At 50.5% G+C, this 19,017-nt stretch carries 17 protein-coding genes and 1 pseudogene; 3 read left to right on the top strand and 15 right to left on the bottom strand.

Annotated features, from left to right (window positions below):
- Positions 1-136: 136 nt before the first annotated feature.
- The 4 genes from JSQ80_RS24495 to JSQ80_RS24480 all read right to left on the bottom strand — a co-directional run bounded on the left by JSQ80_RS24495 (position 137) and on the right by JSQ80_RS24480 (position 4,660).
- Positions 137-916 (bottom strand): C39 family peptidase, encoded by a 780-nt coding sequence (locus tag JSQ80_RS24495; RefSeq protein WP_206097080.1) that lies wholly within the window; start codon positions 914-916, stop codon positions 137-139.
- A 170-nt stretch (positions 917-1,086) separates the two neighbouring features.
- Positions 1,087-2,886, bottom strand: a complete 1,800-nt coding sequence (gene pepF / locus JSQ80_RS24490) for an oligoendopeptidase F (protein ID WP_206097734.1) — start codon at positions 2,884-2,886, stop codon at positions 1,087-1,089.
- A gap of 246 nt (positions 2,887-3,132) precedes the next feature.
- Positions 3,133-3,498: a hypothetical protein gene (locus JSQ80_RS24485; RefSeq protein WP_206097079.1), complete on the bottom strand. Its 366-nt coding sequence runs from the start codon at positions 3,496-3,498 to the stop codon at positions 3,133-3,135.
- Positions 3,499-3,829: 331 nt separating this feature from the next.
- Positions 3,830-4,660: a hypothetical protein gene (locus tag JSQ80_RS24480; protein ID WP_206097078.1), complete on the bottom strand. Its 831-nt coding sequence runs from the start codon at positions 4,658-4,660 to the stop codon at positions 3,830-3,832.
- A 178-nt stretch (positions 4,661-4,838) separates the two neighbouring features.
- Between JSQ80_RS24480 and JSQ80_RS24475 the strand changes: the two genes are divergently transcribed.
- On the top strand, positions 4,839-5,519 hold the full coding sequence (locus JSQ80_RS24475; protein WP_206097077.1) for a peptidylprolyl isomerase: 681 nt from the start codon (positions 4,839-4,841) through the stop codon (positions 5,517-5,519).
- An 82-nt stretch (positions 5,520-5,601) separates the two neighbouring features.
- Here the strand turns inward: JSQ80_RS24475 and JSQ80_RS24470 are convergent, their stop codons facing one another.
- Genes JSQ80_RS24470 through JSQ80_RS24455 form a run of 4 tightly spaced genes read right to left on the bottom strand, consistent with a single transcriptional unit; the run spans position 5,602 to position 8,552 of the window.
- The gene (locus JSQ80_RS24470) at positions 5,602-6,249 is read right to left on the bottom strand and encodes an amino acid ABC transporter permease (RefSeq protein WP_206097076.1); all 648 of its coding nucleotides are present in this window, start codon (positions 6,247-6,249) and stop codon (positions 5,602-5,604) included.
- Between the two features lie 16 nt (positions 6,250-6,265).
- Entirely contained in the window at positions 6,266-6,919 is a 654-nt protein-coding gene (locus JSQ80_RS24465) for an amino acid ABC transporter permease (protein ID WP_206097075.1), read from the bottom strand.
- 45 nt (positions 6,920-6,964) lie between these two features.
- Complete coding sequence (locus JSQ80_RS24460; protein WP_272491154.1) at positions 6,965-7,807, bottom strand: transporter substrate-binding domain-containing protein; 843 nt, start codon at positions 7,805-7,807, stop codon at positions 6,965-6,967.
- A 16-nt stretch (positions 7,808-7,823) separates the two neighbouring features.
- Positions 7,824-8,552 (bottom strand): amino acid ABC transporter ATP-binding protein, encoded by a 729-nt coding sequence (locus tag JSQ80_RS24455; protein WP_206097074.1) that lies wholly within the window; start codon positions 8,550-8,552, stop codon positions 7,824-7,826.
- A 185-nt stretch (positions 8,553-8,737) separates the two neighbouring features.
- Here JSQ80_RS24455 and JSQ80_RS24450 point away from each other — a divergent pair.
- Positions 8,738-9,153 (top strand): annotated as a pseudogene (locus JSQ80_RS24450) (hypothetical protein).
- A 320-nt stretch (positions 9,154-9,473) separates the two neighbouring features.
- On the opposite strand, the gene JSQ80_RS24445 reads toward JSQ80_RS24450, so the two are convergent.
- From JSQ80_RS24445 to JSQ80_RS24420, 6 genes are all read right to left on the bottom strand, one after another.
- The gene (locus tag JSQ80_RS24445; protein WP_206097073.1) at positions 9,474-10,655 is read right to left on the bottom strand and encodes a dicarboxylate/amino acid:cation symporter; all 1,182 of its coding nucleotides are present in this window, start codon (positions 10,653-10,655) and stop codon (positions 9,474-9,476) included.
- Between the two features lie 194 nt (positions 10,656-10,849).
- Positions 10,850-11,707 (bottom strand): amidohydrolase family protein, encoded by an 858-nt coding sequence (locus tag JSQ80_RS24440; RefSeq protein WP_206097072.1) that lies wholly within the window; start codon positions 11,705-11,707, stop codon positions 10,850-10,852.
- Positions 11,708-11,725: 18 nt separating this feature from the next.
- Positions 11,726-14,821 carry a GNAT family N-acetyltransferase gene (locus JSQ80_RS24435; protein ID WP_206097071.1) on the bottom strand — a complete coding sequence of 1,032 codons (3,096 nt, stop codon included), beginning with the start codon at positions 14,819-14,821 and terminating at the stop codon, positions 11,726-11,728.
- 278 nt (positions 14,822-15,099) lie between these two features.
- A complete protein-coding gene (locus JSQ80_RS24430; protein ID WP_206097070.1) occupies positions 15,100-15,453 on the bottom strand; it encodes a DUF1360 domain-containing protein in 354 nt (117 codons plus the stop codon).
- 425 nt (positions 15,454-15,878) lie between these two features.
- Positions 15,879-16,118: a hypothetical protein gene (locus JSQ80_RS24425; protein WP_206097069.1), complete on the bottom strand. Its 240-nt coding sequence runs from the start codon at positions 16,116-16,118 to the stop codon at positions 15,879-15,881.
- A complete protein-coding gene (locus JSQ80_RS24420) occupies positions 16,118-17,053 on the bottom strand; it encodes a TetR family transcriptional regulator (protein ID WP_206097068.1) in 936 nt (311 codons plus the stop codon). The genes JSQ80_RS24425 and JSQ80_RS24420 overlap by 1 nt, the downstream gene beginning before the upstream one ends.
- Before the next feature lie 254 nt (positions 17,054-17,307).
- Between JSQ80_RS24420 and pdxR the strand changes: the two genes are divergently transcribed.
- A complete protein-coding gene (gene pdxR, locus JSQ80_RS24415) occupies positions 17,308-18,750 on the top strand; it encodes a MocR-like pyridoxine biosynthesis transcription factor PdxR (RefSeq protein WP_206097067.1) in 1,443 nt (480 codons plus the stop codon).
- Between the two features lie 54 nt (positions 18,751-18,804).
- Here pdxR and JSQ80_RS24410 read toward each other — a convergent pair whose 3' ends face one another.
- Entirely contained in the window at positions 18,805-19,014 is a 210-nt protein-coding gene (locus JSQ80_RS24410; protein ID WP_206097066.1) for a hypothetical protein, read from the bottom strand.
- Positions 19,015-19,017: the final 3 nt, after the last annotated feature.

The following is a 19,017-nucleotide window of genomic DNA, read 5'->3' as shown; positions in this document are numbered from 1 at the left end:
AATGGTACTTTTTCATTTTCTCTGGTACCGTCACATCAGTATATTTTATCCCGAAAATCCCTGTCAAGGGCCCTTGATGGCGGAACTGGATCTGCCCGGAACAAATGACAATCCCGGCATTGCCATGCCGGGATTGTCATTTGTAGGAGAGTGCCTGACTGCCTAAAGCGTGCCATGACTCCATAAATTGTTTTTTATTTACCTTCACCGCCTTTTTGGCTGTCAACGGATCATTGAGATATACATATTCTGGTTCAAAACCAACTAGTACGACAGCGTGAAGATCGAGCGGCGTCGTAATCCGTTCACTTCCGTGTTTCCACGATTCCCAGCGGTCCGGCTTTTTGTAATCGCCAGTCGTCCAAGTTACGACGGGCTTCCCTTCATCGAGTTGCGCCAACACTTCTTGAAAAGGATGTCCGGTTAAATTGACTGTCCGGCCAGGAAGATATTTCTCCATTAGCTCTTCAAGCGGATCGGCATAAACCGCATACCCTTTCTTTTTCCCCGTCATATCGCCGACAAAGCCCTCGTTCGGATCGCCCCAATGGGTAATATCTCCGCTCTTGCTCGTCTTAAGACGGTTATTGTCTTTTTTGACTCGGTCAGCCAATTCTAATTTCCCGACCCGAATTCCCGCATGCTTCAATACCATCGATAAGCTGGTGACTTCGCATCCATACTTTAGTTCCGGATTTTGCGACACGAGCGGGACATCAAGCAGCACTTTTTTCTTTCGTGGCTTTAATTCCGTCAATTCTTGTTTTTTCCGCTGCGTTTGCGTTGACAGAGACGTATCGGTTGGCGATTCCCGTTGGTTTGCCGATTCGGTACGTTGTTGAGTCTGATTCGCACAACCGAGAGAGAAAGACATCATAAGACAGTACAGGCCAATGATTGCTATTCGCTTTTTCATCACTGTTATCCTCGCATATTTGACTTTATGTTGATAATAATATTCCCGTCGCTTCCACTTGAATATGCGTCACAGCGGCTAGCCCTTATTTGACAACCAAAAAAGCCGGCCCTCATGAAGAGAGACCGGCTTCAGCCAAAAAGCACAGTGCAAGCAGATGAATTTGAAGTTTAGAACAAGCTTTCCAATTCATCGACCAAAGAGCCGACATAAGCTACAGCCTGTTGTATCGGTTCCCGCTTGGACATGTCGACACCAGCCAGCTTCATCAGCTCCAGCGGACTGAGCGTTCCTCCCGCCTTGAGCGCTTGCAGCCAGCGATCTACCGCAGGCTGCCCTTCCTCCTGAATCAAGCGGGCCGCTGCCGTGGATGCCGTCAGTCCGGCCGCATACGTGTACGGATAGAGCTGCATGTAGTAATGAGGCTGGCGCATCCACGTCAGTCTCGCGCCTTCATCCAGTTCCACCTCATCGCCCCAGAAGGAAGATAACACCTCGCCCTTTTTCTCCGACAAAGTCTTGGCGGTGATAGGCTCATTAGCCATCGCCGACTGGTAGACCCGTCTTTGCAATTCACCTTCAAGCAGGTGAGTGACGAAGTTGTGGTAATATGTATTCAAGAGCTGCATAATGACCCAGCGTCGCATGCGGTTGTCAGTCGACTGGTTCATCATATGCTGAGCGAGCAGCATTTCATTCATCGTTGATGGCGCTTCGATGAAGTAAAGCGAAGGCCGCGTGTTAACCAATCGTTGATACCGTCCTGCCAGCATGAAGTGTCCGGCATGACCGACTTCATGAGCGAGCGTAAACATGCCTCTCATGTTGTTCGCCCATGACACGAGAATATAGGAATGCGCTCCGTAAATGGACGAGCAGAATGCCCCGGTCGATTTGCCGACATTATCCGCATAATCGACCCACCTGTCCGAGAATGCGGTTTTTACAATCTCGCTATATTCAGGCCCCATAATTCGCAGCGCGTCTTGAACTAAGCGGCTTGCTTCTTCATAGGAGATCTCTGGATTGAACTCTGGATCCAAAGGCGCCTTCAAATCGCAATACATCATCTTGTCCAAGCCAAGAACCCGCTTCTTCAGCCTAGCTAGGCGGCGCATATGGGGAGCCAGCTCCGCTTGGATGACATCGAGAATGTTGTTGTACATGTCCGTCGTCACCTCTTGCGGCTGGAGCAGCATATGGGTGACGGATTCATAGTTGCGCTGACGGGACAACACGATTTGTTTCTTCACTTCCGTCGCGTACGTCTCGGCAAACGTATTCTGATACGTCGAGAGCGTCTTCGAGAACGAGTGGAACGCCGCCCGCCGCAATACGGCATCCGGGGACTGCTCATACTTGTTCTCATACAGAGCGAAGGATACAGGCAATGTGTTCCCGCTCTTGTCCTGTACCGGTTCAAATGTCATATCCGACAGTTTGCTCCGCAGGTAGATTCGATAAGGCGCACCGAGAACCTCTCCCAGCGACGCCAGGACCGCTTCCGTCTCTGCGGATAGCTCGTGCGGCTTCGTCTCAAGCAGCAACAGCAGATTTCTCCGGAATACTTGCAGCTCGGGCTCTTCCTCGAAATACCGCTGCAGCGTACCTTCCGGCAAAGCCAAAATCTCTGATTTGACGAAGGATAACACAGACGAAACCTCGGACATAATATTCCCAGTCCGGCCTGAATTGGCTTGGTGATCCGGATTCGTGCTATCTTCGGATAGACGCAGCCGGGCATATGCGGATACCTTGCCAATCCGTTCTTGCAGCGCTTCCTGCGCATTGATGCAAGACAACAAGGTAGCGGCGCCTTCATGTAATCGGCCCTTATATTGCGTCACCGTAACGACATCTGCATGAATGGCATGCAGCTCGGCTTCCCACGCCTGTATGGTCGGAAACAAATCTTCCAGCCTCCACGTTGCCTCCTGCGGCACTTCGGCGCGTGTCAGTCTCTTGCTCATCATATTGCTCCTCTCACCATTGGAATAAATATTTGAAAATAAATTCTATTATTAAATAGTACCATATACTAACAATCTAGTAAAAACTCTCTCCTATATCGCTAATCCGTCCCTCATTTATGTACGGTGCTGCCCCACTCGGAAACCGCCGCGCAAGGGCGGTTTCCATTCATGGGTGCGTTATGAAAAAAGCACGGCCAATCGAGTAACCCTCGCCGCTCCTGTGGACTGCATGGCGGTGGGCGTTCACCCCCTTTTTGGATGCTTGCGCGATGCTGCGCGGGAACGCTTAGGTTGTGTTTTTCGGGGCGCTGTTTGCACACGATTTCCGCGTGAATTGGATATGGCCGCTTTCGGCGCGCCCAGCGAACTGAACGCCCGTATCATTGAATTAAGCTGCTGGTACATGCCGTACAGCTTTTGAACGTGACCGACCGTGGTCATGATGCCGTCAAGCCCGCCAAATCGCTCCAACAATGAGAACTTGGAAGTAAACGGACCGTTATTGGTTGCTTCCGACAAGGATGACTCCGGTCCGGACAATCCCGGAACATTTTGATTGAGCAGCGGCAGCGCTTGCTTCACGCGCACATTTTTTCTTCGTTTCATCATGAAAGCCTCCCTTTTATATTGTTGTTTTGGTTTGCACTGAAGCCAGACGAAGACCGTCCATTATGAATAGCTTATGTCCGCAAGCCCTCCGTGGTTTAGGTAAACACACTCGCTATAAATAATTTCGCACCCAAAAAAATAACAGCGGATGGTGCGCTGCCGCACAAAATCGCTGTTAATGATGATAAACATCAATAGGATATCGAAAGCAGAATCGGTCCCGCCCTTCCGGTTGCTTCATGACAAACGGCGCCGTCGTCAAGCCGCTCCCAAATCCCGATCTCACGTTCCCTCACACCGTCATAACCTTATCTCTTATCCATCTATCGTATCATTCATTGTCATTGAAGAAGAGCACGCTTGTCATTCCAACTTTCAAATTCACTTGAAAAATATGCATCTCGTCGTTGGCGGGCTTATAGGTGACGCTCGCTTCCGTCAGCGCCCGGTCTCCTTCGTTCCAAGACGTACGCTCGACCTTCTGCTTGAACCCCTTGCTATCAACGCCGATTGTGGCCAGAAACGCGTCTGCCATACCGACAATGGCTGCATCCTTCGCTGTGTCGAGCTGCTCATTCGTCAACTGCGGTGAGGAGTGACTGATAAGTTCAAAGCGGCCTGTCTTCGCATTGACTTGCAACGTGACCTCTTGTGGATGCTCCGAAAAGCGTTTCCCTTTTTCCTTCAAAATGATGGTTATCCGATCCATCTTTTTGTCTCCCAATAAGCCTGTCGCTCTCTGGGCCAGCGCAATCTCATAGGAGCGAGTCTCCGGGAAGTACTCATATATTCGTTCTATCGCTCGCTGGGCTGTCTCGCTATTCCGAACTTCGTCCTCGCGAAGATTCGTTGTCGTATAATTCGATTGGACGTCTTGTGCGGTAAAGGAGCGAACCGCCTCTGTTCCTTCTAGATTCAATAAAGCGCGCACACTTCCGGCCACACCCGGAATGGTGTAGAATGCAAGCGCGAACAGCAGCACCGCAGCCGCCAACGCCGCTACCCAACAATGAAGCTTGCTTCTGCTTCTGCCTTTCCTTTTCCCTGCCGTCTTCTCATAACGCTCATCAGATTGTCCTTGCACGCGGTATAGCCCAGACGGAGATTCCATTGCTTCAGGAGTATCCTTCAGCTTGTCGCGCTGCTGACGCTCAATGGACATCCAGTTCCTCCTCCTTGTCTAAACGTTATCGCGTCGATCTTGATCCTATAAGAATCGTTTATCCAATCGTATTCCAAACAGGCGAAATTAGCAAGGACACGAACCGTGGCTTGATTTGACAGTTGATTCAATGGCATACTGTACGTATAAAAAAGCAGAACGCAGGAGGAATCGATTCATGAGGAGCAAAAAAATACGGAGCTTGTCCATTCTATTGCTTGCAGTCATGATTATTATCGCAGGCTGCGGCGCCAAGTCAAACGCCGACAACGCCCAATCAGCCAAAGACAATTCGAACGTGTCTGACGCCAAGAAGAAGGAACCGGCCGCTGACGGAAAGAACCCCCTTGTCACAATCGAAATGGAAAACGGTAAAAAAATTGAACTGGAGCTATACCCCGATATTGCTCCGAACACCGTCAACAATTTTATTTCATTAGTGAACAAAGGCTTCTACGATGGACTAATCTTTCACCGCGTCATCCCAGGATTCATGATTCAGGGCGGAGATCCCGAAGGGACAGGCATCGGCGGTCCAGGCTACAGCATTAAAGGTGAATTTGCCGACAACAATTTTCAAAATGATTTGAAGCATAGCGAAGGCGTCATTTCCATGGCAAGATCCGCTTCTCCGGATTCTGCCGGTTCCCAATTTTTCATCATGGTCGCAGAAGCGTCTCATCTGGATGGTCAATACGCAGCATTCGGCAAAGTAACTAAAGGAATGGAGACGGTCCAAGAGATTGTAGGCACGCCTAGAAATGCGCAGGATATGCCGGATAGCCCGCAAAAAATGAAGAAAGTAACGGTCGACACTTTGGGCGTGGAGTATAAAGAACCGGAAATCATCAAGCAATAACGCATGCAATGTTTTGATCCGCCCGAAAATAAGACAGGCTGCCACACGGCAGTCTGTCTTTTGTTTTGCATTCACATTCAATCTAACCGTTCAGCTCAAGTCTGCGTGCGAACAAGGACAATGCGTAGTTGACGATAAAATAAAGCACGGCCGCAAATAAATAAGTTGGAATGACATAGTTGAAGTTCTGGCCGTTCACAATCTGCACGTTGTGCATCAGCTCCGGGAGCGCAATGATGACAGTAAGTGACGTATCCTTGAGCAGCGCAATGAACTGGCTTACCATCGGAGGAACCATTCGCTTTAACGCTTGTGGCATCGTGATAAATCTCAGCGTCTGCGCGAAAGATAATCCGCTGGAACGGGCGGCTTCGATTTGGCCTTTGTCAATGGACAGGAGACCTGCCCGAATGATTTCAGACACCATGGCTGATTCGAAGATGGTGAGCGCCACAATCGCTGCCGTGAACACGCTCATCTTGACTCCGACCTGCGGCAGGGCGAAGAAAACGAAGAATATAATGAGCAGCAGCGGCAAGTTGCGTATTATCTCGACAAGAACGGCCGTACATTGCGATAAGACAGGAATGCGGGCGTAACGGATGACGGCGAGCAGAATGGCAATGAGGAAGCTCAAAATAATCGCGATGCAGGCCACGCCAATCGTGACTAGAAACCCTTCCAGCATGTAGATCACATTATCGGATGTATATGCTCCGATGAAGTCCAACGATTAGCCTCCTCTCCTATCCGCTTCGGGCCATCCGCCGTTCCAAGGCATTCACCGCGAAGCTCATCGGTATCGTCAGGACGAGATAGAACAGGCCGACAAAGATATAAACGCTAAATGTCTTAAACGTATCTAAATTGATGAGATCGCCGTAATACATCAGATCGAGCCCCGCAATGACACCGAGCACGGACGAATTTTTGATGAGGTTAAGAAATTGGTTGCCGAGCGGCGGGATAACGATCCGCATCGCTTGCGGCAGAATGACGAAACGCATCGTCTGGACATATGACAATCCCGATGAGCGGGCGGCTTCCGTCTGCCCTTTCGATACCGAAAGGATGCCTGCCCGGATGGCTTCCGCGATAAATGCCGAGGTATATATAGTCAATGCCATCGTTCCCGCCACGAAGCCGCTCAGATTGATATGAAGGGCAGGCAAACCGTTGTAGAACAGGAAGACGATTAAGATGAGCGGAATGTTGCGCACGAACTCCACGTATGCTCCGCCGATAAAGTTCAGCAGCCGATTGGGCGTTATGCGCAAGACCGCGAACAGCGTCCCGATGGCGAAGCTGCCGATAAGGGCGAGTACGCTAATCGCCAGCGTGTTGCCAAATCCCATTACGTAACGGTCCCAATTTCCGGTTAGCACGGAAACATCCAGCATGCCTTTCCCCCTTCCCGGTATAGTTGAACGTTCGGTTCTGGACGGTTATTTAGACGGCTTCTCCCCCATCCATTGTTCGTACAGTTTGTCGTATTCACCGTTGTCTCTCATTTCCTGCAACAGATTATTGATTAAGGAAGCGAATTCCGTATCTCCCTTGCGGATCGCAATCCCGTACGGCTCGTCGGTAAAATTCCCCCCGACCATTTCAAAATTCGGGTCCTGCTTCATCATGCCGAACAAGATTGAATTATCCGTTGTCAACGCTTCCCCTTTTCCCGATTTCAAAGCGGTGAACGCATCCTGATAGTTCTCGAACTCGAGCACTTCCGCGTCAGGAGCCTTCTCGCGGACGTTCTTCGTCGAAGTCGACCCTTTGACAGCCAACACCTTAACGCCTTTCTTCACGTCTTCAATCGAACGAATCGGGCTTCCCTTCTTCACCAGCAACGACTGTCCTGCACTGAAATAGACGTCTGTAAAATCGACCTGCTGTTTCCGCTCTTCCGTGATGGTCATCGTGGCAATTATGGCATCGATATCCCCGTTTTGCAGCATTGGAATCCGTGTCTTCGAAGTCACTTCCTTCAGCTCCAGCTTGCTCTCATCTCCGAGCAGCCTCTTGGTTATCGCCTTCGCGATATCGATATCAAATCCCTTCACCTCGCCGCTCGCCGGATCTTTCAAGCCGAACAGATTCGTATCGAATTTGACACCAATGACTAGCTTGCCGCGATCTTTGGCTGTTTCGACGGTCGAAGCGGCTTTCCCCGTTCCGGATTGATTCCCGGTTCCAGCTTCCTTCCCTCCGCATCCTGCTACCGCGAAAGCCGCCAGCATCAGTATCATTCCGCTCAGGAACCATTTGTTGCGGTACCTCTTACTCATTCTCATCCTCCAGTTCTCAATGATTTAACAGCCGGCTCAAAAAGATTCGGGCGCGTTCTTCCTTCGGCTTGTTGAAAAACGCCTCAGGCGCAGCTTCCTCCACAATCTGTCCTTCATCCATAAAGACGATGCGATCGGCTACCTCACGCGCAAAGCCCATCTCATGCGTAACGACGACCATCGTCATTCCTTCGCGAGCAAGCGATTTCATGACATCGAGCACTTCACCTATCATTTCCGGATCAAGCGCAGACGTAGGCTCATCGAAGAGCATAATCGCCGGATTCATCGCAAGACCGCGGGCGATGGCCACGCGCTGCTGCTGTCCCCCTGACAATTGGGATGGATACGAATCCGCTTTATCGGGAATGCCAACCTTCTTCAAATAGTGCATCGCCCTTTCCTTCGCTTCCAGCTCCTGCAAGCCAAGCACTTTCATCGGGGCAAGTGTAATATTGTCGATAACTTTTTTGTGGGGGTATAAATGGAAATGCTGAAATACCATTCCGATCTGCCTGCGCAGCGCGTTGATCTGCAGCTTCTTGTCGCGGACGTTCTGTCCGTTCACCGTCAACTCGCCCGACGAGATTTCCTCTAAGCGGTTGATGCAGCGCAGCAGCGTGCTTTTGCCGGAACCGGATGGACCGATGACGACGACAACCTCCCCTTGCCCGATGCGGAGATCGATATCCTTCAGCACTTGAAATGACCCGAAGTATTTGTTCACCCCGGTAAACGAAATCATGTGAATCACCTCCCTCTTCCAATGTCGGGCGGATTCGAAGCCTATATTATACATATGGACCAGTCTTGGGTTTATTAATGAAAATTACGGAGACGTCCGATTGACAAATTCCCGCGCGCAACCTATCATTTACCAATCAGAATTTATGGCCACAATGGAATCATTCAATTTGGGAAGAAAGCGAGATGAAGATTGTGGGAGCAGGAAGCGGCAACAGGAAGCTTGATTTAAGCCGCATCGTATTTATCGGACGGACATATGAGGAATATATAAGCATGTTCGACTTGCCTATAATGCAAATGGCAGGCAAACGCATTCTGGATTGTGCAGGGGGCGCATGCTCGTTCATCTCTTATGCCAATCGCCTTGGAATTCAAGCATCCGCATGCGATCTCGCCTATCCCTCAAAGAAATGATTCGTGTTACAAAGGACGAAATCCGCATTTTCCCCTTGACGGATCTATCCGGCCGAACATATGAGCATCTAGACCGACTATTGCATGACGTTCAAGCTGGCATTCATTCAGCGCAGATCGAAAAAAGCTGTTACGAGTTCCAACGGGGCGCCAATGAGCGGTTGACCCTCCGCCTACGGCCATAATGCAGCAGCTCAACCTAAAAATAACGGCTTGATCGTTGGCTGAACTGCAATTGTGCAGTGATTTTTACGAAAACCCGGCTCTTTCGGCCGTTGAACTGCAAAAGTACAGTTTAAATCGAAGGTTATACCATTATTTGTCAGATTGTAAGAAAAGGTGCTGTACTTTTACAGTCCAGCACAATAAATGGCGAGTGATAGGTCCAAGCAGATGTACAATTGCAGTTGGAGCGTGCGTGGCCTAAGCACCGGTTTTTGTTTCGGGCCAAATAGAAAGGGCATGCTGAGTCAGGAAGACGACAGCATGCCCTTTAGGTATATTCTTAACCCGCCGTGCGGTTTGCCCGCATCTGTTTTTTCTTGAAAAAATGAATAATCTGTGCAATCGCCCCGTCTCCGGTCACGTTCGTTGCCGTGCCAAAGCTGTCCTGAGCGATGTACAATGCGATTGCAAGGCTTATCATCGCTTCATCGAAGCCGAGCATCGATTGGAACAAGCCCAGGGCGGCCATGACCCCGCCTCCGGGAACGCTCGGAGCGGCAATCATCGTAATGCCCAGCATAAGAATGAATGGCAGCATCATTGCAATTGTCAGCGGTTGACCGTGAATAAATAATATTGCGGATGTCACTGACGTAATCGTAATCGTCGATCCCGTAATATGAATGGTGGCGCAGAGCGGCACGACGAAGTTGGCGACTTCCTCGTCCGTCCCCAGTTTCCTCGTCTGCTTCAAGGTGACCGGTATTGTCGCGGCAGATGATTGAGTGCCGAGAGCCGTGAAGTAAGCCGGAATCATCGTCTTCAGCATCGCAATCGGATTGCGCTTGTTCAAAGCGCCGGCAATGCCGTATTGGCACAGCAAAATGACCACATGCAGCAGCAAAATCATTACGAATACTTTCAAGAACACTTGCAAGATGAGCGCCACTTGCCCCGCTTGTGTCATGTTCATGAAAATACCGGCGATATGAATCGGCAGAAACGGTATGATGATGCTCGATATCACTTTGCCGATGATGTCCTTGAACTCCTGCGTCAGTCCCAGAAGTGACTTCGACTCCGTTGCGGTAATACCGATCCCGATGACGAAAGACAACAGCAAGGCGGTCATGACGCCGAACACGGGCGGCATGTCGATGTGGAAATAACCTTTCAGCAGCATCTCTTCCGGATTGCCTGTCTGCACGGCCGAAGCGCCGGACAACAAAGACGGATAGGCAAATGCGGCCGCCGCATACGCAAGCAGACCGGATAGCACCGTCGACACATATACGATTCCGGCGGTCAGTCCCAACAACTTCCCTGCCCCGCGCCCCAGTTCCCCGATTCCTGGAATGATGAAACCTAAAATGATTAATGGAATCATGAAACTAAGAAATTGATTAAATATAGTATTAAAGGTAGCAAATATCCGCACCACCCAGTCCGGCGCCACGAGACCAACCCCGATCCCGAACACCATGGCGATGATGATCCGTGGAAATAGCCCCAATCGTTTCATACAATAAATCCCCCTCCAGTCAAAGCGAACAAAACAGACCTTTTGTCCTCACTCAGGAAACACAAGTGTTCTTTGTGAAGACAATTTCATATGATAGCACAATTTCGAGCGAAACCCTACTGCCAAATAAAGGATAATTGTTGCTTAGCTGAATAAAACTTCTTGCACAATTGAGTTATTCCGTCCTCCTTGCCCTATCCCACAAACGGCTTAATCTTCGGAAATACGCGCAACGCCGTATTATAGAACACATCTTCGTGATACGCCTCAGGAATGAGCTCTTTCACAAATTGAATGTACGGCTCCACAGGAGCGAGCGGCCAATCGGTTCCAAACAGCAGCTTGTCGTAATGATCGCAATACGTAATGGCATGCCGCAAATGGGCGAAGAAAAGTGGCGAATCTTTCAAACGCGCGCATTGTGCGCCATCCCCAACGATGAGGCCCGACAGATCGGCGAATACGTTCCGGTTCTTATAGACGACCTCGGCTCCGTCCAGCACCCACGGATCGCCGAAATGCGCCATCATGAAATTGACACTCCGGTGCGTAACCGCGACTTCGTCAATTGTCAGTGGATGCGAATATTTCAGCAGACCGCGTTCCGAATAGGTATCTCCGGTATGAAATACGACCGGCACCTTATAGGCCGCGGCCAATTCATAGATCGGACCGTAGACTGGCTCGTAAGCATAGAATGGATAATAACCAAGGTAGATTTTCAGACCGACCGCTTCTGGTTTCTGCAATTCCTGTTCCAACTCTGCCAGTGCCTGCCCATCCAGCTTGTGCGGGTTGATGCCTAAGCAATACACAATTTGGGGAGGAAGGTGTTCTGCAAGATCCAAGCCCATCGGAGTGACAGCCTCATCATCAGGGAAAGCGCCTTGCTTCGTCTCTGTCAGTCCCATTCCGATACCGAGCACGACGTTGTTATCCGCATATTCGTGCAAGATGCCTTCCGCACTGTAATCGACGAACGATTTTTCCGCTGCGGTTGCCTTGAATTCTGCGATATGAGACAGATGCATATGGGCATCAATGATTTTCATGAGCAGCAGCCATCCTCTCTATTCCAGAAATCGGATCTGTTTCAACGCAGCCAATGCTGCCGATTCAATCAAGTCATCAGTAAACAGGAACCATATCGGCGCAATATTCTGCACGCTTGTATTTTCCATGTTCAACTTCCGGTATACCGATGTTTCGCAAATATCGTTGTTGAAATAAATATTCGTATGAGCACTTGACGTCGAATTCACAATCTGGAGCATCTCCTTGCGTTGCTCCGAACCAAAAGCGCAATCGTTCGCCTCCCGAATGGACATGTGTCCCTTCCCTAAGCGGTACAGTTGCGAAGCGCCTTGAGAAGGGTTGGTGCGAATCCAGCCCTCATCCATTCGTTCGTCGGGTTGAACGAATATCTCAGTTGACCACCCCTTCGATTCGAAGCAGGTGCCGGTTCGCTGATCGATTTCAACCGTATGACACACAACCGGAACGCCCGGAAGCAGCAAATAATACTGGCTGACCTTCAGCCCTTTGAGCTTGTCATGCTTCTGGATGTCAACACTTACCTTCAAGCCCTGCCACACATTCCCATGTTGATCCCGTCGTTCCGTAAATTCAACCGTACATGCTTCCTTCAAGACGGATAATGCGCTCAAACCTTCAATCTCACTTGCAGTACCGCCGATATATGGATTCCACCACGATTTAGGTCCGCGCTCCGGAAATCCGCTCGACAACCACTCTCTTCCTTCGTATTGCATCGAATAGAGAGCAGGATAGAAATCGGGCGCTACCTTCATCCGAATCAGACCGTTGTCAGCCACGTATGTCTGATATCCCTTCTCCTTCTCGTTATAAAGCGAGATATCGGCATCCGTTTGCGTAAATACGACAGCGCTTTCCTTCACGTCATGCGTGCTAAGACGAGCGTGGATCTCGACGACATCGAGCGGCCGTTGTGGTGCCGGAAGCGCAAAGCTCGCTGTTCCCGCTTCCTGTTCGAACTTGAACGATTGGACCACCGCAAATTCCGCCTCATGGCGCAGCTTGGCCGTGATCGTCCCATCATAGAAGTCGAATTTGCGCTGCTGTAAATTCACATTCATATCTGAGCGAACGAAGGGATTATGCCCATTGGCGACTAGCTCCGTGTGACTCGTCAGATGCAGATCGTCACGTAGCTCGTCCTCCAATGCAAAAGCGCGGAACGCTTTCCAATCAGTAACTCCGCCTAAAGTCAAATATATCGGCTCCATCGTCCACTTCTCATGAGCGTCCAGCAGCCCGACATTGAATTCCAGACTGAATCGCCAGCCGTCCCTGTATAACTGGCAGGACTTCGGCCAGCATATGCCACGCGGTAGCGGGCCGTTCGGAGAAAATATCCACGGTTCGGTCACTTTCCCGCTTTCCCAATGGTCATATTCGCTGCCGGCTGAATCATTGATTTCAATGAATCGTCCTTCATACGGCAGTATGGCGCCATACAAATCATATGGGATTGGCTGAGACAACCACAGATCGGCCGTCAGCTGCGTCCCAGACACATTCTCTGCTTCATACCAATGCTTGACCGTTCCGTCTCCGTACAGAGCCGTATGCGAGATCAGCGCGGTCTGAGGAAACGAAGTCGAGCGGTATCGCACTGACAGACCGATGGCACCCCGCTCCTCGAACCATTCGACCCGTTCCGGCTTCGCCTTCGACAATTCACTGGAGTACGGCTTGCCCAGCTTCGGATATGGCAGTGTGTGCGAGAACTCTTTCATGCCGGGACAAGAAAGTGATAGTTCATTGCGTTCTTTTCCGAATGTCAACGTAAATTTGCCGTGGAACAGCTGCCACTGCTCCTCATTTTCCCCTGCAAACGCTGCTCCCAATTCCCGGAATCCCGCACCTATCAATTTCGAGAACGTAACGACACTTCCACATTCTTGACGTGCCTCGACTTGCAGCGCTGCGGTGTAATAACTTGGCGCAAGCGCGCGATAAGGAACGGCTATCGAGGTTCTTTCTTTTGCCTGCAGCTTGACGCTGAAAGCTCGCCGACCGAAGTCCAGGTATGGACTCTCCGGGAGCTCGAAGCAGAATTCCGCCGGCTCGGCAAAGTTGTTCTCGATGTCCAAGCAGAAGCTTCCGCCCCGATTCGGGTATGTATCCCGGTCAGCCATCTTCAAGCTCAGATTGGCCGGAAACTTCGGCACGACGCCGATCTGGAACAACGCCTCAGCACCGTTAATCCATATTCGCGTACATACCCGCGGACATGTCCGCCATTCACTTTGCTCTTCATTTACAGGACCTACGAAGAAGCTCGCATCGAGAGTTGCTTCTTCTTGCACATCCAGCTGCCGCTTCCACTCGAATGTAATATTGCGATCATTTTCGCCTTGAAGCTCCAGCTTGAGCGGTTTACCGGACTTGTTCACGATGTGATATCCGATCTTATAAGACTTGCCAAATACAGGCTCTGCTTGCTCCACCGTTGCGCTTACAACATAATCGTCCGTTTCGATCAGACGCATGCCTCTGCCGCGCCGCTCGAATTCCACCCGCAGAGAAGACTCGCCCTTTTCCCAGGTGTAAGCGTAATAGTCGAATCCGTTCTCTTTCCTTCCGTCCGGCTCCACGGCGATTGCCCTCGTCGAGTCCGCATACCAATCGATCTCTGCCCAGTAGTTCGCAAGCGCTTCCATCTGCAGCACAGCCGGGATGAAGTTCATCAGATGAGTCGTATCCTCCCGATCTTCCCAGAAAAATCCGCATTTCTTGTATAGCGGCACAGCTTTCGTGTTGCCTTCCCAGGTGTATAGGTCCAGCCGAGGCCAGCCGAGCCGCACGGTCTCATCCAACGCTTCGCGGACAAGCATTTTTCCTGCTTTCTTGCCGTGATAATCCGGGCGGACGTTGAGCAGTCCTACGTATAGCGCTCCCGTATCTTCCCGGTATTCGAGCAAGCTGCAGTATCCAACCACTATCTCCTGTTCCATGGCCAAGTATACTATCAGCGAATCAGAGTTTTCCTCCTCCACCCGTACTTGCTCCGCCGTACGAATCGAATTTCCTCCACCCCAACTATCCTTGCTCGTATTCCACATATCGGCTACGGCTGCTGCATATTGGGGCTGGTAACGGACGATCGCAATCGGTTCCATTGTGAACAACCTCCTTCCAATTCGATAATGCCGAATCCCTCTTCTGTCTTCTGGAAAAGGATTGATTTGAAGTATGATGACCATAATATGCCATCTACTATAAATATAACGCCGTTAAGCAACAAAAGTTACATAAAAATGGGGCAATCCGCTCGATGCAGAGGATCTGACGCTGGAAATGTTCATAAAGGCGTTTGTCTCCTAAGCTGAGAGCGCGCCAAACAGCCGGTCTATCTTCGACCGGCTGTCCATGACAGGCATTCGCTTTTTCCACTTGCTCACCCTAATCTTTGGAGCAAATATTGCTCTATCAATGCAGCAATCCCAGCCACAGCCAACATAAGCAACAGTGGGAACCCAGCTGGCACATAACAGTAAAGTGCTGTAACGAGCATGGCGCACCATATGCCCGTGCACCAATGACAGCTAAGCAGCATCCCAATCCACCTCCGAATGCCGCTGCCTTTAATTTCGATTTCGCGGATTACGGTGCCATCTTCCCGGGTTGCATAAGATATGGCGAGAAACGGTGACCGCAGCGGCCACGTAATATCGTCGTAGACGATCAAATGTGTCAGCCTGAACGTGGCAAGGGCCAGAATGAACAACTGAATCCATGTCAACTCGAACATTTTACACACCTCCTCATCTGCACTACTGGCGCGAGTTATGAAAGTCTCTTCAGCACCGGGAACAACCTCTATTAGGCCGGCATGTCCAATCATTCTAGCAGCGTACGGCATATGATAGACTAAGACATGGAAATGGAGGTGACCGCAGATGTGTTTTTGCAATTCAATGAATAAGCTGAATGCAAGTGGCACGAGAACTGTGGAAGTAGTGAAGAATGGACAAACACCGCAGCCTCCCCAGCAAATCATGCTAACTGCCCGCAAGGTGGAAGGTGTATCTTATCCTGCAAGTACGTGGCGCAGCTAATAGATGAGCTGAGTGAGAGATCATAGTACAACGTATGCTGTTCTTCCACAATTGGTGAGCAATCATATATTCATAGGTTGCAGAAAGGTTAATACCGCCATCGAATCATTTCCTAAATCTATAACGCTCTTTGAAGATGAGCGGCCCCGTAGTAGTTTTTATCGCCATAAGAAATGTTTGGCTGGATAAAAAAAATCAGACTCGCGTCTGATTTTTTTTCGGTCAATTGATTAGCATGGCCGCACATTGTTGCGCCTCGCCGAACAAGCATCTCCCCCGCCTTCGGCACGAGGACGGAACCACTGAATTGCGTTTGTTCAACCGCTTGCCGTATGTGAGAATCCAGTGCTTGCCTCATTATGCTTCTCCTCCTGAAATCGCATTAATGTTGATATGCTCCAAGGATTGCGCCAGCGCTTTCGTCAATCCGTTCAGTTCCTCCCCGAGTTCTTCAATTGCCCGCAGATTGGCAATCATGCCGAGCAGGATGATTCTGCGCGGCTGCACTTCCATCAACTCCTTCTCCAAGACGGAGATAGAGTCCAATGCGTCCTGCATCGAGTGGGCAGACAGTTCCAAACGTGCCAGGCGCTCCCGCATTTGCTTGACGAGGACAAGCGGATGAGCCGGCTTGCTGTGCTCGCGGGAAGCGATCAGCTTCATGCGTGGCCACATCTCCTCGTTAAGCAGCGGCTCAGGCCGTTCTTGGATTAAACCTTCAGCGGCGTAGTCCACCATACGCACAATATAGCCGCTCAGCATATCGGTCGACAAAGATACTTTCTCCATCAGCATGATGCTGTTGTAGGTCGATATCATGCCGCTTAGCAGCAATGCCATTTCAAGCGAGTAAGGGGCAAATGATTCGCCGTAAATGTCAATGATGCCATCCGTAATCATCTGAAGGTGCTCCGCGCTAGCCTTCTCGATGAACTGCTCGATGTCTTTATTGGAAAAGCTGGCGTTCTCCCTCATCTGCATCGTCAGGAACTCCGGATATTGCTGCGACAAGGTGAATATCACTTCGATTTGTTTTGCCAAACGTTCCCGCGGTGACAGACTTTGCTCCCGCATGACGAGTTGTATTTGATCATTGATTAGCTTAAAGTAATATTTGAAAATGCTGAACAATAATTCTTCCTTCGAAGCGTAATGCTGGTATACGCTTCCTTTTGACATTTTGCAGAATTGGGCTACCTCCTGCATCGTAGTCTGGACGTACCCTTTCGTTGCAAACAGCTTCATGGCCGATAGTAATATATGCTTCTTCTTCTCTGATAATATTTCTTCCACTTTGACATCCACCATTCATAGAACTATATGGTTCTTTAGTTGACCACAAGGTACTGTCCATACCATAAACGATTCCACATGAATTTGCAAGTGTATCCGTTCGCAATCCTAGTTGCAGTTGGCTAGAGGTTCTTTCAATGTGATCGTTGTCACAGAAATGATGGATTTGCAGCTATAATCTTCCATGTCGGCTTGCTATAATGTGATGCATACATAATAACTGTCAAATCTGACATGAAGCGGGGCGTGTTAGGATGTGGAATCTGAACCGTCATAGTGATGTGCCGCTCTATCGTCAAATCGTGGAGTGGATTGAACAACGAATCACATACGGCGAGCTGCCTCCGGACAGCACGCTGCCTTCCGAGAGGAAGCTGGCTGAGCAATTGGACGTGAACCGCAGCACAGTCGTGCAAGCGTACGATGAATTGCGGGCAGCCGGCCTTATCGAGCGGGTCCGGGGCAGCGGAACGCGCGTCCGTTCGAACTCGTGGAACATCAACGCCAAGCGCACGCCGAATTGGAGGGAGTATATCGATGGAGGAATGCTGCCGCCGAGTCCCCCGTTCATACGCCGGATACGGGATGAACTGCGGCGCTCCGACGAGATTATCGACGTGGCCAGCGGTGAAATGGGCGCAGATATGCTGCCGCAGGAAGAAATCCGGGCAATTCTGCGCGATCATTCGTTCGATGATTATTTGGGATATTGCGATCCGTACGGCTACGGACCGTTGCGTGAAATTGCCGCACTGCACCTGAGGCGCTCCCGCGGTATTCAGGCGACTCCGTCTTCCGTTCTCGTCACTTCCGGGTCCCAACAATCGTTATACTTAATTACCCAATGTCTTTTGAGTCCCGGTGACGCGATTGCGATTGAGGATCCTTCCTATTGCTATTCGCTGCCAATGTTCCGTTCCGCCGGCTTGAAGGTGTTCGGTCTCCCTGTTGACGATCACGGCGTCATTCCGGAGGCGATTGCGGAATTGGACCGCAAGCACCGATTGAAGATGATTTTTGTCAATCCCAATCATCACAATCCAACCGGAACGGTGCTCGAACAGTCGAGACGCGTTGCTTTGCTGTCGCTCGCGGAGCGGTTCGGCATTCCGATCGTAGAGGACGACGCCTTCGGTCTGAACAGCTTCGCAGCCGCGTCTCCGCCATCGTTGAAATCCATGGATACGAGCGGAATTGTCATCTATATCGGCACGATGTCTAAGGTGGCCGCTTCCGGCCTGCGCATCGGCTGGCTGGTGGCGCCGCAATCCATCGTGGATCGGCTGTCCGATGCGAGACAACAGATGGATTATGGACATAGCATCGTACCGCAGAAGATTGCAGCTCACTTTATCGACTCCAATTATTTCTGGAAGCATGTCGATAAAGTGCGGGACGTGCTGCAGCTGAAGCGGGATCGAATGGCGAGTGCGCTGCGGCGGGAATTGCCCGGGGCCATCGACTTCCATCTGCCGCAGGGCGGATTTCACCTCTGGATGAAGCTGAACAGCCCTGTCAGCGAAACGAATCTCCAAGATGAAGCAATGAAGCGCGGGGTTGCCATCCTTCCCGGCTCTGTTTTCGGTTCCGCGGCGGGCTATGTCCGCATGAATTTTGCAAGGCCTTGCGCCGGGGATATCGAACGCGCCATTGAACGTTTTGCTTCGGCCTTTCGCTATCTGGAGGCTCGTCCATAATTACGACAAAGAACCGCCGTTACTCTCTCGTAACGGCGGTTCCCATTGAGATTATTAATTGAAGACGAGCGCCAAGAACAGCGCAATACATATGACGCCGGCTATCGTGTAATAGACGGACAGCCGGACGAAAATATTTTTCGTCTTCTGGTCATACGTAGGGTTGCCTTCCCGGTTCTCTTTCGAATTGCCAACCACGATTGTGGCGATGACGGCAACGAGAATGACCGCGCAAGCAACGAGCAGCGATACGGTTACATTCATGCG

The sequence above is a fragment of the Paenibacillus apiarius genome, from assembly GCF_017052585.1.
Lineage (GTDB): Bacteria > Bacillota > Bacilli > Paenibacillales > Paenibacillaceae > Paenibacillus_B > Paenibacillus_B apiarius.
The sequence above is the reverse complement of the archived record's forward strand: the minus strand, read 5'-3'. Positions and strand labels throughout refer to the sequence as shown.

Bases quoted from the DNA above. Each gene is read 5' to 3' on its own strand.
- JSQ80_RS24495 (WP_206097080.1), bottom strand. From the start codon at position 916: ATGAAAAAGCGAATAGCAATCATTGGCCTGTACTGTCTTATGATGTCT.
- pepF (WP_206097734.1), bottom strand. From the start codon at position 2,886: ATGAGCAAGAGACTGACACGCGCCGAAGTGCCGCAGGAGGCAACGTGG.
- JSQ80_RS24485 (WP_206097079.1), bottom strand. From the start codon at position 3,498: ATGATGAAACGAAGAAAAAATGTGCGCGTGAAGCAAGCGCTGCCGCTG.
- JSQ80_RS24480 (WP_206097078.1), bottom strand. From the start codon at position 4,660: ATGTCCATTGAGCGTCAGCAGCGCGACAAGCTGAAGGATACTCCTGAA.
- JSQ80_RS24475 (WP_206097077.1), top strand. From the start codon at position 4,839: ATGAGGAGCAAAAAAATACGGAGCTTGTCCATTCTATTGCTTGCAGTC.
- JSQ80_RS24465 (WP_206097075.1), bottom strand. From the start codon at position 6,919: ATGCTGGATGTTTCCGTGCTAACCGGAAATTGGGACCGTTACGTAATG.
- JSQ80_RS24460 (WP_272491154.1), bottom strand. From the start codon at position 7,807: ATGAGTAAGAGGTACCGCAACAAATGGTTCCTGAGCGGAATGATACTG.
- JSQ80_RS24455 (WP_206097074.1), bottom strand. From the start codon at position 8,552: ATGATTTCGTTTACCGGGGTGAACAAATACTTCGGGTCATTTCAAGTG.
- JSQ80_RS24445 (WP_206097073.1), bottom strand. From the start codon at position 10,655: ATGAAACGATTGGGGCTATTTCCACGGATCATCATCGCCATGGTGTTC.
- JSQ80_RS24440 (WP_206097072.1), bottom strand. From the start codon at position 11,707: ATGAAAATCATTGATGCCCATATGCATCTGTCTCATATCGCAGAATTC.
- JSQ80_RS24435 (WP_206097071.1), bottom strand. From the start codon at position 14,821: ATGGAACCGATTGCGATCGTCCGTTACCAGCCCCAATATGCAGCAGCC.
- JSQ80_RS24430 (WP_206097070.1), bottom strand. From the start codon at position 15,453: ATGTTCGAGTTGACATGGATTCAGTTGTTCATTCTGGCCCTTGCCACG.
- JSQ80_RS24425 (WP_206097069.1), bottom strand. From the start codon at position 16,118: ATGAGGCAAGCACTGGATTCTCACATACGGCAAGCGGTTGAACAAACG.
- pdxR (WP_206097067.1), top strand. From the start codon at position 17,308: ATGTGGAATCTGAACCGTCATAGTGATGTGCCGCTCTATCGTCAAATC.
- JSQ80_RS24410 (WP_206097066.1), bottom strand. From the start codon at position 19,014: ATGAATGTAACCGTATCGCTGCTCGTTGCTTGCGCGGTCATTCTCGTT.